14 protein-coding genes and 1 pseudogene are annotated in these 17,362 nt (G+C 37.0%); 4 read left to right on the top strand and 11 right to left on the bottom strand.

The annotated features are described in order from the left end of the window. The 4 genes from H7254_RS13220 to H7254_RS13205 form a co-directional block, all read right to left on the bottom strand. The coding region (locus H7254_RS13220) for a GDSL-type esterase/lipase family protein (RefSeq protein WP_301933418.1) at positions 1–351 on the bottom strand (351 nt) is incomplete at its 3' end. 3 nt (positions 352–354) lie between these two features. After that, the gene (locus tag H7254_RS13215; RefSeq protein ID WP_301933417.1) at positions 355–1,248 is read right to left on the bottom strand and encodes a PfkB family carbohydrate kinase; all 894 of its coding nucleotides are present in this window, start codon (positions 1,246–1,248) and stop codon (positions 355–357) included. 309 nt (positions 1,249–1,557) lie between these two features. Beyond that, positions 1,558–2,349, bottom strand: a complete 792-nt coding sequence (locus tag H7254_RS13210) for a polyprenol monophosphomannose synthase (RefSeq protein WP_301933416.1) — start codon at positions 2,347–2,349, stop codon at positions 1,558–1,560. 77 nt (positions 2,350–2,426) lie between these two features. Further along, complete coding sequence (locus H7254_RS13205) at positions 2,427–3,200, bottom strand: 3'-5' exonuclease (RefSeq protein ID WP_301933415.1); 774 nt, start codon at positions 3,198–3,200, stop codon at positions 2,427–2,429. Between the two features lie 349 nt (positions 3,201–3,549). Here H7254_RS13205 and ytxJ point away from each other — a divergent pair, with 349 nt between their 5' ends. Continuing rightward, entirely contained in the window at positions 3,550–3,882 is a 333-nt protein-coding gene (gene ytxJ / locus H7254_RS13200) for a bacillithiol system redox-active protein YtxJ (protein ID WP_301933414.1), read from the top strand. 55 nt (positions 3,883–3,937) lie between these two features. On the opposite strand, the gene thrC is transcribed toward ytxJ, so the two are convergent. The 3 genes from thrC to thrA all read right to left on the bottom strand — a co-directional run bounded on the left by thrC (position 3,938) and on the right by thrA (position 8,866). Further along, positions 3,938–5,236, bottom strand: a complete 1,299-nt coding sequence (gene thrC / locus H7254_RS13195; RefSeq protein WP_301933413.1) for a threonine synthase — start codon at positions 5,234–5,236, stop codon at positions 3,938–3,940. 158 nt (positions 5,237–5,394) lie between these two features. Beyond that, on the bottom strand, positions 5,395–6,387 hold the full coding sequence (locus H7254_RS13190; RefSeq protein WP_301933412.1) for a homoserine kinase: 993 nt from the start codon (positions 6,385–6,387) through the stop codon (positions 5,395–5,397). A gap of 37 nt (positions 6,388–6,424) precedes the next feature. Continuing rightward, positions 6,425–8,866, bottom strand: coding sequence for a bifunctional aspartate kinase/homoserine dehydrogenase I (gene thrA, locus H7254_RS13185; protein WP_301933411.1), 2,442 nt, complete (start codon positions 8,864–8,866; stop codon positions 6,425–6,427). A 317-nt stretch (positions 8,867–9,183) separates the two neighbouring features. Between thrA and H7254_RS13180 the strand changes: the two genes are divergently transcribed. From H7254_RS13180 to H7254_RS13170, 3 genes are all read left to right on the top strand, one after another. Next, positions 9,184–11,763: a phosphoenolpyruvate carboxylase gene (locus tag H7254_RS13180; protein ID WP_301933410.1), complete on the top strand. Its 2,580-nt coding sequence runs from the start codon at positions 9,184–9,186 to the stop codon at positions 11,761–11,763. Positions 11,764–11,788: 25 nt separating this feature from the next. Then, positions 11,789–12,121: a hypothetical protein gene (locus H7254_RS13175; RefSeq protein WP_301933409.1), complete on the top strand. Its 333-nt coding sequence runs from the start codon at positions 11,789–11,791 to the stop codon at positions 12,119–12,121. Between the two features lie 327 nt (positions 12,122–12,448). Then, positions 12,449–12,607 (top strand): hypothetical protein, encoded by a 159-nt coding sequence (locus H7254_RS13170; RefSeq protein ID WP_301933408.1) that lies wholly within the window; start codon positions 12,449–12,451, stop codon positions 12,605–12,607. Positions 12,608–12,774: 167 nt separating this feature from the next. Here the strand turns inward: H7254_RS13170 and nhaA are convergent, their stop codons facing one another. The 4 genes and pseudogenes from nhaA to H7254_RS13150 form a co-directional block, all read right to left on the bottom strand. Next, on the bottom strand, positions 12,775–13,986 hold the full coding sequence (gene nhaA / locus H7254_RS13165) for a Na+/H+ antiporter NhaA (RefSeq protein ID WP_301933407.1): 1,212 nt from the start codon (positions 13,984–13,986) through the stop codon (positions 12,775–12,777). Positions 13,987–14,060: 74 nt separating this feature from the next. Then, the gene (locus H7254_RS13160) at positions 14,061–15,623 is read right to left on the bottom strand and encodes an ammonium transporter (RefSeq protein WP_301933406.1); all 1,563 of its coding nucleotides are present in this window, start codon (positions 15,621–15,623) and stop codon (positions 14,061–14,063) included. 39 nt (positions 15,624–15,662) lie between these two features. Continuing rightward, positions 15,663–16,748 (bottom strand): porin, encoded by a 1,086-nt coding sequence (locus tag H7254_RS13155; protein ID WP_301933405.1) that lies wholly within the window; start codon positions 16,746–16,748, stop codon positions 15,663–15,665. A 397-nt stretch (positions 16,749–17,145) separates the two neighbouring features. Then, positions 17,146–17,362: pseudogene (locus tag H7254_RS13150) on the bottom strand (ammonia channel protein); the annotation flags it as partial.

Genomic DNA, 17,362 nt, shown 5'->3' with positions numbered 1-17,362 from the left:
TTCATATTTATCCGGATCTGTTCCGGTACCAGAGGTGGCTTTATGCCACACATCATTGATGCCTACATAAATTACTACCACGTCAGGATTTTTTTTCAATACATCTTCTTCCATTCTCAAATACAGGTCGTACACTTTATTACCGCCAATACCAGCGCCGGTAAGTTCAATTGAATCGGGCAAATGTGATTGTTTTATAATGCTGTCTAATTTTACAATGTAGCCATTGGGTTGTACACCAGCCTGCGTAATGGAATCTCCAAAAAAAAGTACTTTTATTTTTTTAGGAGGTACCCCAAAAGATAAGCATATCAATGCCAATAATAACATCCCCTTAGATAAGTGTTTCATAATTTAATTTATTGTAGTGTAATATGTTTTGCTTTTTTCCATTTGCATCAGCACAGCTTTCTTTGTACCGGTAAACGGTCCGGATGACTCAATTTTAAGACTAGCCATGGCAGCCCCAAATTCGCCGGCCACCTGTACGGAGGCCCCGGATATACGCTGGTATAAATAGCCCGCCATGTAGGTATCACCACAACCGGTAGTATCAATTTCAACAGCAGGGGTATAAGCAGGTATGTCATAAAAAATATGTTGGGCATAAATTAAAGATCCCTTACTGCCAAATGTTATTACCACTTCTTTTACGCCCCATTCACACAACATTTCTGCTCCTCTGCGTACATCTTTATATCCCGTCAGCATTTCCATTTCAGCTTCATCGGCTTTGAGAATGTCTACATATTTCAGCGCTTCTTTTTTATCTTGCCAACCAATTGCCTGAACACTTTTGTTTTCTACTTTACGCAGATAGCCTTGCACATCCAAAGATATTTTACCCCGGTTTGCAAGGTCTTTTATTAACATCAGTGGTATATCATTTGCCAGCAGCGGGCCTAAATGAAAAATAGCGGCTTCCACCTGATGAAGTTGTTCTACTGTAAAGCTATCAGCTGTTTGCAGCACCCGTTGAGTACGATGATACAGATTTTTAGAATAATTATTTTCGAAATTAACGGTATGTTTGCTGGCCAATGCAATCACTGTCAGACCTTTAATACGCAAGTCATCCACAAAATGCATTTCACTTTCAGCAAGCGAAGTAACCAGGCAATAATTTACATCCATATTACTCAAAGCATTGGAAAAATAAAAAGATGTTCCTCCTGCCATAAGTTTTTCGCCATTAGCAGTTATTACTTTATCTAATGTTATATGCCCTACGCAACAGATATCATACATGTAAATTGCTATTAATTATTGTATTGTTTGTTGAAGGACATAAAAATAATTAAAACTACTTTATTAAAAAGAAGTAGTTTTTTGTAATTTCTTTTTACAATAAAAAAATGCCCGGAAATTATGATAGCTTTTGGAGTGAACAAGACAAATAAATTGGAGAAACAGCGGGAGTTGGAGAAAAAGGTTTGGAGAAAAAAAGCTATCGATGAAAAAAAAATTTAAGAAAAAAAAGAAAATATCTTTTTAATAACTGCATTAAAAAGATCAAACTAAAATGGTTAATTAAAAGCAGGTAAATAAAGGGTAAAACTATTTTCCTTCCAGCACCACATCCTGCTCCTGCTGCTGAAAGTTTACTGTGTAGGTATTTTTTACATTGCTGCGATAGTTTTTAAAAAGGCTTTGCCAACGTAATTTAACCACGCCAAAAACACCTTCTTTAATGATTCCTTTATTCATTTTACTATCGCCCAATTTGCGGTCTTTAAAAGTAATGGGTACTTCTTTAATGGTAAAGCCTAATTTCCAAGCGGCAAATTTCATTTCTATCTGAAAGGCATAACCTACAAAATGAATACCCGATAAATTAATGGCTTCTAAAACTTCCCGCCGGTAGCAAACAAAACCTGCGGTAGGATCCATTACCGGCATCCAGGTTATAATTCTTGTGTATAAAGAAGCCCCTTTTGATAACATTATACGGTTGGCAGGCCAGTTTTCAACAGCCCCGTTTTTTACATATCTTGACCCTACTGCAACCCCGGCTCCTTTCGTACAGGCTTCGTACAGCTTTTGCAAATCTGCCGGATTGTGAGAAAAGTCAGCATCCATTTCAAAAATAAACTGATAGCCTTTTTCTAACGCCCATCGAAATCCATGAATATAAGCGGTACCTAAACCCGATTTTCCTTTGCGTTCTTCTAAAAATAACTGTGCCGGGTATTTTGAAAAAAGTGATTTTACAATTGAAGCCGTTCCATCGGGTGAGCCATCATCAATGATCAGTACATGAAACTGCTGATCAAGTAAAAATACAGCCTCAATAATGGAAGCTATATTTTCCTTTTCGTTGTAAGTTGGTATAATAACTAATTTCTCCAAAGATTAAATTGTTAACTTTTGACGAATGTACAATTTGTAAATAATATTTTCCCTTCCATTTAACAGGATCTCTTTAATTAAATATTCTTTAACAGGGTTCTGTTCAAAATTTCCGTCAGTTTTTGCTTGGTATGCAAAGGGAAATCTCCTCTCATCATCCAATCGTAATACTGGGGTTCTGCTTTTAAAACATCGGTAACCGGCCTGCCTTTGTGTTTACCGAAATTGAAAACTTCAATTCCTTTTTCATTAAACAAAAAGCGGCGGGCATAATCTACTATTTTTTCTTCTCCGATAGACCCTAAAATACTTTCTATAGAATTACCTAATTGGGGATAGCGTTGTATCTGTGAAAGCAAAACGTCAATCGTTGCATTCACATCCGATTCTGCACTGTGGGCATCTATCAGTTCCTTTTCGCAATAATATTTGTAAGCCGCAGTTAGGGTGCGGGGCTCCATGGTGTAAAAAATATGCTGTACGTCTACCATCCGGCGGGCGCTGAGATCTACATCCATACCGGCACGCAAAAATTCTTCCATCAGCATGGGTATATCAAAACGATTGCTGTTATAACCACCCATGTCGCAATTTTCTATAAACTGTTTTAATTCGTTTCCGGCCTGTTTAAAAGTGGGCGCATCTTTTACCATTTCATCGGTTATACCATGTATGGCGGTAGTTACAGCCGGAATTGGCATCTGCGGATTGAGCAGCTTTCGTTTTGCCTGCCTGCTGCCATCCGGCAAAATTTTTATAATTGCTATTTCTACTATTCTATCTGTAGAGAGATTTACACCCGTTGTTTCTAAATCTAAAAAGGCAATTGGCCGGACTAATTGTAAAGACATTGAAAGAGTTTTGATATTGATTTAATTGGTTGTTACTGTAGGTAATAAAGCAATGTACATTCATTACTATATTGATAGCCCGTGTAAAAATGAACATTGAAATACTAAAGGCAAGTTAAGATTTTAATCACAAAACATGATTGCAATATTAATAATACATGTTTTGTACCTTTAAGCTTTAACGATCCTGATTAAATTAAATAAAACAAATGAAAAAAATCATCTTGACAATTTTGGTAATTTATACCATTGCAGCAGGTTTGTTGTCCTGCTACTCAAGCCGAAGAGGCACTGGTTGTCCAATGACAGAAAAAATTATTCATTAAGATAGTAACTCCCTGCAAATTATATGAACTGGATTGAAATTACCAATGAAGCGCAATTGAGCGAGGTTAAAACCCTGTCAAATGCTAAACCTCAGCTTATTTTTAAGCATAGCACCCGCTGCCCAACCAGCAGTATGGCCAAAAGCCGTTTGGAAAGAGGAACCTCTCCGGAAGGAATTGATTTCTACTACCTGGACCTAATTAAACACAGAGAAATTTCCCAAAAAATAGCAGATGAATTTGATGTAAGCCACCAATCTCCGCAGGTACTTTTAATAAAAAACGGCGAATGTGTATACGATGAAAGCCATAGTGCTATTACAATGGATGAAATTGTAGAGCAGTCTGCCGCATAGCCAGGCACCTGTTTTAATTTACGGTGAGATCAATGCAAAATTTGCCTGATGGGTTTTAAATGGATAATAAAAATGCCTTCAACAAATCTACACTTGCTGTAATTTTAATGCTCTTTTTTTCTAAAAGTAATTGCTTTTGCACAGATGCTGGTTTTGTTACTGCTTGTCCAATTACGGGCTCTACCACATCGTAAAACTTTACTGGATGAGCTGTTTCAAGTACAATACCTTTTTCGGCAGGGTGGTTTTGTAAATATTGATGTAAAGCAAGAAACCCTACTGCTCCATGTGGGTCTAATAAATAACCTTCCTCCTGATATACTTTTTGTATAGTATCTTTTGTTGCAGCATCTGTAATACTGCAACTGCTTAATACATTTTGAAGACTAGTAAACTGATGGTGAAAAATTTCGAGAATACGGATGAAGTTACTGGGGTTACCAACATCCATTGCATTGGAGATAGTAGCAACAGCTTTTTTAGGCTCATACTTTTCTGTTTCCATAAATGCAGGCACAACGTCATTGGCATTGCATGCAGCAATAAAATGTTTTACCGGCAAGCCGGAAACGTGCGCCAAAATACCTGCACAGATATTACCGAAATTACCGCTGGGAACGGCTATTACTGGCGGATTATTTTTTTGTGCCCATTGTTTATAGGCAAAGAAATAATAAAATTGTTGCGGCAGCCATCTGGCTACATTGATTGAATTAGCTGAAGTAAGAAATAATTTTTCATTCAGTGCTTCATCTGTAAATACCTGCTTTACCATTTGCTGACAATCATCAAATGTACCGCTTACTTCCAATGCATGAATATTTTTACCGAGTGTGGTTAGCTGTTTTTCCTGTACAGAACTTACCTTACCCGACGGGTACAATATCACCACCTCTACTCCATCCACATCATAAAAACCATTGGCTACTGCACCACCGGTATCGCCTGATGTGGCTACTAATACAGTTACTTTTTTATTCAAGTCTTTTACAAAATAACCCAGGCAGCGACTCATAAATCTGGCGCCAATATCCTTAAAAGCCAGTGTAGGACCATGATACAGCTCTAAAGAAAAAATAGTGTCTGTTACTTTCACCAAAGGGATATCGAAATTGATAGTTTCGCCTACAATTCTCCGCAGTTCAGCATCGGGAATTGCATCGCCTACATAAGGTTTGATAACCTGGTATGCAATTTCTTCATCGGAATAATTAGTAATATTTTCAATAAACTCTTTTGGCAGCATGGGTATTTGTTCCGGAAAATACAAACCCTTATCCGGCGCCTGTCCCTTAATGGTGGCTTGTTTAAAATCTACTTTGGGAGATTGGCTATTGGTACTGTAGTATTGCATGCTTTTAAAGTTGTAGGTCTTTTCTTAAGTAAAAATCAAGAATTAATAATAATGGGCAATCATCGTCAATGAATGGTTGATTCTGCAGCAGATTTTACTCTTAACTATTTTGAATACTATTGGTCACGAAAGAATTATTAATTGTTAATTATCAATTATTAATTATTAATTACAGTTACTCCCGTTTGATTGATAGTAGTAACATAAGTATGATAATCCAAACCAATATGATTATAAATTTCTTTCATTACATTTTCAACTGCAATAGCAGTAAGTTCATCTTTGCTCAGCATAAAAATGGAAGGACCTGAACCTGAAATTCCACCACCCAATGCACCTGCTTCTTTGCATTTTAATTTTACTTCATCAAAGCCCGGAATTAAAATACTTCTTACCGGTTCAATGATCACATCTTCCAGCGAGCGTCCAATTAATAGCAGGTTATTTTGAATGAAACCCGCTACCAGTGCGGCTATATTACCCCATTGCCGGATGGCATCTTTTAACAATACCTCTTTACGCAAAATTTGCCGGGCATCCGAAGTACGCACTTCAATTTGCGGATGAACAATAGTTACATACAATTCCGGAGCTGGAATAGGAATAATATCCAGTGGATGAATACTGCGGATCAACGTTATTCCACCGTAAATACAGGGGGCTATATTATCGGCATGTTTTACACCAGATGCTACTTTTTCACCAAACATAGCAAAGCGTACCAGGTCTTGTTTTGAAAAAAAATCGTTCATCAAATAATTGGCACCTACTACAGCACCTGCAGCACTGGCCGCACTGGAACCTATCCCACTACCGGGTTTTATTTTTTTGTGAATGGTTACTTCAAAACCAATATTACCCGGTAATTCATTGATCATTTCAACCAAAGGAGCTCCGGCCGTATTTTGTGCGGGATCTAACGGTAACGGGTAGCCGTCTGCACTGATGATGATGATCTTTTTTTCATCCAGCAACCTTATTTCCATTAAATCATTGGGTTCATGCAGGCACATACCCAATACATCAAAACCACAAACTAAATTAGCCACAGTTGCAGGTGCTAAAACTTTTACAAGCAAGCCCCTGTCTACTAAAGGGAGACTATTGCGTTTTCCACTTTGTGCCTGTATTTCGTTTGGATGTTCAGTCATATCTGCTTATATTTTTATTCATCTCTTAAAAATTTTTTTATACTCGTGATGCTTTGATAATGTCTCCAAATACACCGGATGCAGTTACATCGGCACCAGCACCTGCCCCTTTTATTACCAACGGCTGCTCTACGTAACGGTCGGTATAAAAGAGTACAATATTGTCCTTTCCGTATAAATGATATAAATCATGTTGAGAATCGATATGCTGTAAACCTACAGAAGCTTTACCATTTTTAAACCCGGCTACAAATTTCAATTTGTTAATTCCTGCATCAATGAATAATTGCCTGAAATGGGCTTCATGTTCTTCCATCGATTTGTAAAAATCTTCAACAGAACCTACCATGCAGGCTGGCGGCATAAAACTATTGTTGGCTATATCTTCCATTTCTAACACGTTGCCTGCTTCCCTTGCCAATATCATTATTTTGCGCATCACATCTTTACCACTTAAATCCAGTCTTGGATCAGGCTCTGTATATCCTTCTGACTGTGCCTGGCGTACAATGGTGGCAAAACTTTTTTTACCATCATAATTATTAAAAACAAAATTAAGTGTGCCGCTTAATACGGCTTGTATAGTATTGATTTTATCACCGCCGCGTAACAGATCATTCAATGTTCCGATAATGGGTAAACTGGCTCCCACATTGGTTTCAAACAAAAACTGCGCATTGAATTCACGCGAAAGATTTTTTAATTTTTTATAATATGCATAGGTAGAGGAACAGGCAATTTTATTGCAAGCCACTACCGAAATACTTTTTTGTAGTAACTGTTCATAACAAGTGGCTACCATTTCATTGGCGGTAACATCCGCAAAAACTGCATTGCGTAAATTCTTTGATTGTATCCTTTCAATGAACAACTGCATATCCATCGCTTCGCCTTCATTGATTAGTAATTCTTTCCATTGTTTCAGGTTAATCCCTTCATCTTTGAACAACATTTTTTTACTATTGCCAATGCCTACTACATTTATTTTTAAATGCAGGTTTTTTAAAAGATATTGCTGTTGCTGTAAAATCTGCGCTACTAGTTTTCCGCCAACATTACCCACTCCGGCTATAAAAAGATTGATCTCTTTATACACTGTTTCAAAAAATTCTTCGTGCAATACATTGATGGCTTTTTTTACATCTTGTGTACATATAACCGCAGAAATATTTCTTTCAGAAGATCCTTGCGCAATAGCACGAACATTTACCCCATTACGCCCAAGGTTACCAAACATTTTGCCGCTGATACCAGGATGACTTTTCATATTATCGCCTACAAGGGCAACGATCGCCAAATCTTTTTCTACAGTGATTGGGTCTACTTTTTTAGTTTCAATTTCGTACGCAAATGCCTCATCAATGATTGCTTTTGCGACATCTGCATTGGATGCATCCATACCAACACAAATTGAGTGTTCAGAAGAACTTTGAGTAATCAGGATTACATTAATTTTTTTTACTGCCAAAGCCTCAAATAATCTTTTTGAAAAACCCGGAATACCTATCATACCACTGCCTTCCAGACTTAATAAAGCAATGCTGTTAATACTGGAAATACCACGTATGCTATTGGTGTTATTGCTGGTTTCTTTTTGAATAACGGTTCCATTATCCTGTGGAGCAAATGTATTTTTTATCCAGGTTGGTATGCCTTTGCTGCTTACGGGTTGTATGGTAGGAGGATAAATTACTTTGGCGCCAAAATGAGACAATTCCATTGCTTCCTGATAAGAAATTTCTGGAATGATTTTTACATTTGCTACAAGTCTTGGGTCAGCGGTCATCATGCCGGATACATCTGTCCATATTTCTAAAACCTTTGCTGGTAGTGCCGCTGCTACAATGGCTGCAGTATAATCAGAACCGCCACGACCCAGCGTGGTGGTAACTCCGTTGATATCCGAAGCAATAAAGCCAGGCATCAAAAACAGCGTTGAAGTGGATGCTGCAAAATAATCTGCTATTTTTTTATCCGTAATAGAAAAATCAACCGCGGCTGAACCATAATTTGCATTGGTAACAATGAGCTCTGCAGAGTTTATCCATTCACAAGTGATTGCTTCTGTATTTAATTTGGCGGCGATAATTTTAGAGGATAAAATTTCTCCATAACTCACAATCCTGTCTTTGGTACGTTCAGATAACTCTTTCAATAAAAAAATACCAGTGCAAATATCTTCCATTTCGTTACACAAAGTTTTTACCAAACTCAATACAGCACTCTGTTGTGTAATAGTGATGAGTTCCTTTACCGTTGTAAGATGCCGTAATTCTGCTTCATGTAATTTTTTTTTGTGGGCTTCATTGCCTTCGGCTGCCAGTTGGCTGCATTGTAACAAAATATCCGTTATTCCCCCAAAGGCTGATACAACCACAATTATTTTATCTGTTTTTATTTTTTCTTTAACAATCTCAATTACCTTATTAATATTTGCTGCGTTGGCTACAGAACTTCCTCCAAACTTTAAAACCTGCATTTCTTTTATTTATGTATGTGATGTAAAAATTGTAGCTGCAATACTCATGTATGAAAAGCAGCAATCGCCCAAAGATAATATGAAACTGTGTAACCCTTATCGGGTTGTACCTGTTGTAGTAATAGTGATATCAATAGCAGGGAATGCTAACAATGATTGGGATGTGAAAATATGTAATTGTACTTGTACCACTTTTGTAAAGGCTAAATTAAGTAAATATTTGTAACCAAGGCAAGCGATTTGAAATTTTTTAAGTATTTTCATGCTTTACAGTAATTGCTGCCAGCTTTATTACTTTTTATTAATAATTATTAAATATGGATCACCAGTCATCTACAGGATTGCAGCATTTTAAAAATCTAGTTGGAATAAAATTTCAGTTATACAATAGCCTCTTCACCTCCCTTCCTTTTCACCGTATTGAAAAAACCGGCATTCTGCTTTCATTATTACAAAATAATTGTGAAGAAGGGTACCGCAAAAAACAGAGCCCGGTTGAAATTATTGACGAATTTTTTAACAAACAAACTATTTACAAACAGCCACAGGAAAGACTTGACCTGCTGTTTAGATTTATTCAATATATAGAAAGACAAGTAGTACTATTTGATGCTTTGGAAGATGCTTCTTTTAAAGAAATAAATGACATGGGTGGCGTTGGTACCCTAAAGCACCTTGAAAGTGAAGTACTGCAAAATAATAAAGAAGAAGAACTTTCTGCGAAACTAAAAAACTTTGCTGTAAGACTGGTATTGACTGCACATCCAACACAATTTTACCCTGGTTCAGTACTGGGCATCATTAACGATTTGTCAAAGGCATTGATGACAAACAATGCCGCACAAATTAATATGTACCTGCAGCAGTTGGGGAAAACGCCTTTTTTTAAAAAACAAAAACCAACACCTTATGATGAAGCGTTAAACCTTGTGTGGTATCTTGAAAATATTTTTTATGCTGCCACAGGACGGATCATGTCCTTTATAACTTCCCAATTTCCCAATGCAATCGACCCGAATCACCCCATTATTACGATGGGTTTTTGGCCCGGCGGTGACAGGGATGGCAATCCGTTTGTTACTGCTGTTACCACTTTGAAAGTAGCAGATGCATTAAGAGGAAGCATCATAAAATCATATTACCTGGAAATAAGAAGAATCAAACGGAGACTTACTTTTGTAGGAGTAGACACCATATTGGCAGACCTTGAAACTGAAATGTATAATAATATTTTTATACCGGGTCAGCGTACTGCTATCAATAAAATGCAGATTTTATCTGAGTTGCATAAGATTAAAGAAATACTGATTTACAAACACAATGGTTTGTTTCTTTATCTGATAGATAATTTCATTAATAAAGTAAATGTGTTTGGTTTACATTTTGCATCACTCGACGTGCGCCAGGAAAGCTCCGTACACAATACAGTACTTGAAGCCATCGCAAAAAAATCTGGTTACCTGCCAACAGATTATGCAACCAGGTCCGACGAGGAAAAAATAAATATGCTCATCAACATCGACGTATGCCTGAAAGATGAAAATTTTGATGACCCATTGGTGGCAGATACAATTGCTACGATAAAATCTATACGAATCATTCAGGATTTTAACGGAGAAGCCGGTTGCAACCGATATATCATTAGTCAATGCTCCAGTGCATTGAATGTACTGGAAGTTTACGGTTTATTTTTACTGTGTGGATGGAAAAAAGACGCATTAAGCGTAGACATTGTACCGTTATTTGAAACGGTGGAAGATTTACGGAATGCACCGGATGTAATGAAACTATTGTATTCAAATTCCGTATACGCGGCGCATCTGGCAGGCAGAAAGAAAAATCAAACCATCATGCTTGGCTTTTCTGATGGCACAAAGGATGGCGGTTATCTGATGGCTAACTGGGGCATTTACAAAGCAAAAGAAAACCTTAGTTCCGTTTCCAAAGCTAATAAAATTGAAGTGCTTTTCTTTGACGGCCGGGGCGGACCTCCGTCAAGAGGTGGTGGTAAAACGCATAAGTTTTATGCTTCTATGGGCAAAAATATTTCCAACAAGGAAATTCAGCTTACGGTGCAGGGGCAAACGGTTAGCTCCAGTTTCGGTACTGTTGAAAGTGCACAATTTAATATCGAACAGTTACTGCATGCCGGCATCACCAACGAACTTTTTAACAACCGCCATGTTCTGCTGGAGGATGCTGAAGAAAATCTATTGCAACAACTGGCAGAGGTTAGCTTTGAAAAATACAGTTCATTAAAAAATGATCCCTGCTTTACAGATTATTTATCCCAGGTAAGTCCGCTTAAATTTTACAGTGAAACCAATATCGGTAGCCGTCCTGCCAAGCGCCCGGGTGGCAGTAAATTGTCTTTAAAAGACCTTCGGGCAATTCCTTATGTAGGTGCATGGTCTCAACTAAAACAAAATGTTACCGGTTATTTTGGTGTGGGTACTTCCTTAAAGGAATTAGATCAGCAAGGAAAATTTGAGGCTTTAAAAGTACTGTACAATAAGTCATTATTTTTTAAAACGTTGCTGGATAATTGTGAGATGTCCATGAAAAAATCATTTTTTCCATTAACGGAATATTTGTCAACCGATGCGAAGTATAGTGAAATCTGGAATATTATTTACGACGAATTTAATTTAACCCGTGAATATATTTTAAAAATTTCGGGCAAAAAAGAAATGATGAGTGACTACCCGGTTGATCTCTTATCTATCTCAATGAGAGAAAGAATTGTGCTGCCGTTGTTAACGATTCAACAATTTGCTATCATGAACATACGGGAGATTGATGATAACCTGATTAATTCTCCTCTAAAGGAAACCTATGAAAAATTGATCATGCGCTCCTCCTTTGGTATCATTAACGCAGGCAGAAATTCTGCCTGATATTTTTACAATTAATAAAATAGTCATGATAGTTGGATTAATAATTGTTTTTCTTTTTAGCATTTTTGCAGCGAGTTATTTACTGGCACGCAGAGATGATAAAATTTTAGACCTACAGCAAAGGGTCGATTTCCTGGAACAAAAGTCGAATAAAAAAATTATCAGCAGACTGTTATTTGTGGAATTAAAATCTGTAAACAGCGTATTAGATACTTTAAATAATTGTTTTTACCTGATAGATAAAGAGGGAAATTATGATGTTGACACCGAGTATCGATTGGCAGATGTAAATGACGGGTGGTGGGAAAACTTATCAATCCAGGACCTGGAAGTAGTGAATAAACTGAAAAATGGTTAATCTTAAAAAGACATTTTTCTTTAATTTCCCGGCTATTTTATACAAAATAAAAAATATTTTTAATTTATTTAAAAATATTTTTTATCCCGAAAGATTTCAAAATTTTTGATTTATTTTTTATCATTTGTTTGTCACCTGTTATCCTTTTGCAAAATAAATCATTAATTTTTTACTAACTGTTAATATACTAAAGAATAGCGGGCCTTTCATTAATATACTACTTTTTTCAATATATTTCACGTATTGCTGATTCGGCTGTAATGCTGTACAGGTAATTGTTTTATTGAAATTTTGATACCACCTTTACATGATAAATGTAAATTTTGTATGTCACTAATCACTTTTTTTTTAACAGATATCCGGATTTTCAATTACAGTCCGGTTATCATTGAAGTAACCAAAGTGTTGCTTGTATCTATTGGATGGATCGGCGGTCTTACCGCATTTGTTTATTTAAAAGATAAACATAATAACGTAGCGGTATAATACAAATCTTTTTGTTTTGATTATATTTTTAACGCAACTGATGTTGCGTTTTTTGTACCCATATTTTCCCTCGTAACTTTACGAAAAACTAAATCCCGAAAATAAAAACACCCGCCATAAGATAGCGGGTGGAAAAAATTTCCTGGCATATCAAAAATCTATTCTTTCTAGGTAAGCCCCAGTTGCAAATCTATTGGAGCTTTTATAATTGGTTTATGCAGGTGAACTACCGATTTATCAATTGCCCAAAAATAAAGGATACTTGCAATAACAGATAATGCCACGCTTGCCAGGATCGCTATCTTCGCAATGTCTCTTATTGCATCGTCGCCAAAAGCCAGCATGGTAGTAAAAATAGACATGGTGAAACCAATACCTGCGAGTGTACCCATTCCTAGAATTTGTTTCCACTGAATGTTGAGGGGCAATTTTGCAATATTCAGGGATACCAGTATGCGGCTTACTAAAAATATGCCCAAAGGCTTGCCAACCACCAATCCTGCAATGATACCTATCCCTACAGTACTGCCTAAGGAAGTAATAAAATGATCTGGTATAAAAAGCGCTGTATTAGCCAATGCAAAAAGAGGCAAAATTAAAAAGTTTACAAAATTGTGTATGTACTTTTCAACTGCCACCAGTTTAGATGTTGGTATTGTAAATGCAAATATTACCCCTGCAATACTTGCTTCAATGCCAGACTGCAGGATGGAGTACCAAAGGCATAAAGCCAAAATAATTTGCAGTACCCCAAATTTTAATTTTAAATAATTACAGGCCAGCAATGCCAGAAAAAATATACCTGCAACAGCGAGAAATATCCAATGCAATTTTCCCCCATAAAACAAGGCAATAACAATAATTGCACCCAGATCGTCAATAATAGCCAGGGCCATCAATAATATTTTTAAACTCAATGGAACCCGCTTGCCCAATAAAGATGCAATACCCAGCGAAAATGCAATATCTGTAGCCGTAGGTATCCCCCATCCGCTGATATAACTGGAGTGTACATTAAAAGCAATGAAGATCAATGCAGGTACCATCATGCCACCGAGTGCTGCCCCAAATGGAAGGATCGCTTTTTTGAAGGTTGATAATTCACCTTCCATCAATTCCCTTTTTATTTCGGTACCCGCCATCAAAAAGAAAATACCCATCAGGTAATTATTGATCCATTCCAGGTAATTGCCCGGAAGGTGCAACGCTATAGCGGAATGCATTTCACTGCTCCAGAAATTTCTATAGTTAATGCCAAACCTGGAATTGGCCAAATAAATAGAAAGCAAAGTGCAGGCAATTAAAATAACACCCGTCGTACGGCTATCGTTAATAAAATAGCGCAAAGGGCTCATTAACCGGTTTACAAGTCTTTTCACCTTCTATAAATTATGGAAATCAAAAATTAAAAAATGGTCTCATCAGTATTAATTGATGAGACCATTTAATTTATTTAGTCTACGTATCCGAGTACGCCCGTTTCAGCTATATCCAAGCCAGCTATTTCATCTGCCTCTTTACTTCGTAATGGAATAACTTTATCTAATAATTTAAAGAAGAAATACATTACGACAAACACAAATACTGCGCAGGTTAATGTACCAATTAGTTGTGCTACAAATTGCTTGCCGTCTCCGTAAAATAAACCTTTTACAGGACCAGCAACACCATTCCAGCCATCTCCATAACTTCCGTCAGCAAAAAGCCCAACGGAAAGCACACCCCATGCACCATTTGCACCATGCACGGCAAATGCGCCAACCGGATCATCAATTTTTAGCTTTCTATCTACAAAATTGTAAACTGCAATCACCAGCAGACCAGCAATAGCACCAATAATAACAGAAGAAGTAGAAGTTACAAATGCACAGGGGGCTGTGATAGCCACCAGACCAGCCAACAAACCGTTTGCAATCATACCTGGATCAGCCTTTCCACCCCTTGCGTACATGTAGAAAAGAGCAGCCAATGCACCTGCACCACCAGCTAACATAGTATTGGTTGCCACTATCCCGATACGCAAATCGCCTCCAGCCAAAGTTGATCCCGGATTAAAACCAAACCAACCAAAGGCCAAAATAAACGTACCGATAATGGCCATTGGAATATTGTGACCAGGAATCGTATTTACTTTACCATCTTTTCCATATTTACCATACCGTGGCCCAATAACAATTGCGCCTGCCAGTGCGGCAACACCACCAACCATGTGAACCACAGAAGAACCTGCAAAATCGACATGTCCGTGGCCTAACCCAAAATTAGCCCCCAATTGCGACAGCCAGCCGCCGCCCCAAACCCAATTGCCAAAAAGCGGATATACAAACATTGAAATAAAGAAACCGTATACTACAAATGATTTAAGGGTCCATCTTTCCGCCATTGATCCGGTAGGGATAGTGGCCGTGGTATCCATAAACACCATTTGGAATAAGAATAAAGTATAAATACCAACATCATAATACTTGCTGCTTAAAAAGAATCCAGCTTTACCCCAAATACCAAAATCGTGTCCAAACATATGCACTACATATTCGGAAGGTATAACTCCGGCAGAACCACCCAATGCAGCAACATTAAAGGCACCACCCCACATGATTGCAAAACCGCAAATCCAAAAGCCCATCATTCCAATTGCATAAATCAAAAAGTTCATGCACATGGTATGTGCTACATTTTTTTTCTGTGTAAATCCTGTTTCTACCATTGCAAAACCAGCCTGCATAAACATTACAAGGAAACCTGTAATTAAGGTCCACATAATATTAATTGCAATTTTGTTATGCCCATCTGCATTACCAATAGCATTTACAGATGATATTACTTTATTTAAAGCAGTATCTTTTGTGGCAGCAAGGGTATCAATGCCAAGATCCTTAATGGTGCCCGTTGCGGTACCACTTGCATCCTGCGCAATCGAAATAATGGGTGATAACATTAGTATCGTAACTACTACAGCCATTGTGTAAACTGCAAACCGGTGACGATTCCATTTACCGAATTTTCTTACATTCATAATAGAAATTTTATTGGTTAAGGTTGGTTGAAAAAATAATTAGAATTTATAAACTGCTGCCAGTAAAGCTGTAGCGGTTGATTTAGCACCGGTACCGTCACTTTTGGTGTAAATTTCACTTTGGGCAGATTCAAACCTTAATTCGGGAATAAGAATAAAAGGACCAACTTTATAATTTAAGGACAAGGTGTTTGCAAAAATACTTTTTGCTCCAAAAGCAGAGGGATACACAATTTTTGAGTCACTGATTAGTTCACTTCTTAAAGTTAAGCCAATAGCTGGCGTAGGATCAAGATTCAGGTAAAGTGCATAACCCTGCCAGCTACCACTTGGCAATAAGGAACCTGCCACTTGCTGGCGACTTTGGGTCGTAGCATTAAAACCAATGCCAAACTTATCTGTTACGGTAGCATTAACAACCAGGTCAAGCTGACTCAGGCTTTTTAACGATAATGGATTTGAAGCGTTTTCTGCTCCAAAAAAACCAGCATAATTGAGGTAAGCCTTCAATTTACCATTTTTAGATCCGCCACTAAATTGGGCAATTAATGTTTTTGTGTTAGTAGTAGAAGTTGTCTGGTCGATGAAATTAGCAACACCCACCATAAAACCTACCGGTCCGGCAGTAACATCCATCTTTACCCCAGTGTGAGAAAACGGGCCATTGGTAAACATGTAAGACATGCTGTAGTTTCTGTTTAAGGGAGCATCCATTACTTCATAACCAACATGCGTAGCAAATTTACCAGCAGTAAGTTTTACATTTTTTGACAAAGCGTAGGTAACAAATAACTGCTTAACCATTGCAAGGGTTGATTTGGTGGCAGATTCGTAGTAAGAAAATTCTTCGGCCCTTGTACCAAAGCCAAGATCGGCTGTAGCAGTTACTTTACCAGACAAAGCCGTTGCATCTGCTTTTATAGTTGCCATACCCAGTGCAAATGAACTCTGTGAATTGGTAAAACTGGTTTTGTTGTTACTGTTACCTGCAGCATTGGAAAAATTGTAGCGGTAATAACCATCAACAGATCCGGAAATGGTTAAGGATTTTGTAGAATCCTGGGCATACACAAATTGCAGGGTTACCAAAGAGATGATTGCAGTTCCAAAAAATTTTTTAATCATTTTTTTTGTTTTAGTAGTTGGTGAAGTAAAGAGTTTGAATTATTTGTGGCAATGCAATTCATCATATTTTAATAGATCATAATATATATTCTTATTTATAATAATATTTATCTATTGTACAATAATACACAGAATAATTAAATGTAACCCATATTTAATTACATATTTATAAATTTTATGTGTATAAACAAGTCATTTTATTAGATAATTTTTAATTTACTATATAAAATACAATAAATTTATTTTAAAATCTTATATTACATAAGAATATATATTATTTATTTTAGGCAGAATTTTATAGTAAAAAAGGAATTGTTATAAATTTTTCTAAAAAACAAGGCATAAAAAAATCCGCGATAACAATCGCGGATTTTTTAAATTTAATCTTTTCTATATTTTAGTGAACAGGTCGTTCTTCTAATATCCCTTCAGATTTTACCAATAAGGTTCCCTGCACATAATTTTCTCCATGTTGTGACTCATCCAACCCGGCAGTTTCTTCATCTTCAGAAACCCGTAACGGATTAATAAAATTGATGAATTTAAAAATAAGCCACCCTACCACAAAACTATAACTGGCAACGATGATCATTCCCTTAAACTGGGTAAAAAAT

Source organism: Ferruginibacter sp. (assembly GCF_014377975.1).
GTDB lineage: Bacteria > Bacteroidota > Bacteroidia > Chitinophagales > Chitinophagaceae > Ferruginibacter.
The sequence above is the reverse complement of the archived record's forward strand: the minus strand, read 5'-3'. Positions and strand labels throughout refer to the sequence as shown.

Excerpts from the sequence above, each read along its gene's own strand:
- H7254_RS13215 (WP_301933417.1), bottom strand. The coding sequence starts at position 1,248 with ATGTATGATATCTGTTGCGTAGGGCATATAACATTAGATAAAGTAATA.
- H7254_RS13205 (WP_301933415.1), bottom strand. The coding sequence starts at position 3,200 with ATGTCTTTACAATTAGTCCGGCCAATTGCCTTTTTAGATTTAGAAACA.
- ytxJ (WP_301933414.1), top strand. The coding sequence starts at position 3,550 with ATGAACTGGATTGAAATTACCAATGAAGCGCAATTGAGCGAGGTTAAA.
- thrC (WP_301933413.1), bottom strand. The coding sequence starts at position 5,236 with ATGCAATACTACAGTACCAATAGCCAATCTCCCAAAGTAGATTTTAAA.
- H7254_RS13190 (WP_301933412.1), bottom strand. The coding sequence starts at position 6,387 with ATGACTGAACATCCAAACGAAATACAGGCACAAAGTGGAAAACGCAAT.
- thrA (WP_301933411.1), bottom strand. The coding sequence starts at position 8,866 with ATGCAGGTTTTAAAGTTTGGAGGAAGTTCTGTAGCCAACGCAGCAAAT.
- H7254_RS13180 (WP_301933410.1), top strand. The coding sequence starts at position 9,184 with ATGGATCACCAGTCATCTACAGGATTGCAGCATTTTAAAAATCTAGTT.
- H7254_RS13175 (WP_301933409.1), top strand. The coding sequence starts at position 11,789 with ATGATAGTTGGATTAATAATTGTTTTTCTTTTTAGCATTTTTGCAGCG.
- H7254_RS13170 (WP_301933408.1), top strand. The coding sequence starts at position 12,449 with ATGTCACTAATCACTTTTTTTTTAACAGATATCCGGATTTTCAATTAC.
- H7254_RS13160 (WP_301933406.1), bottom strand. The coding sequence starts at position 15,623 with ATGAATGTAAGAAAATTCGGTAAATGGAATCGTCACCGGTTTGCAGTT.
- H7254_RS13155 (WP_301933405.1), bottom strand. The coding sequence starts at position 16,748 with ATGATTAAAAAATTTTTTGGAACTGCAATCATCTCTTTGGTAACCCTG.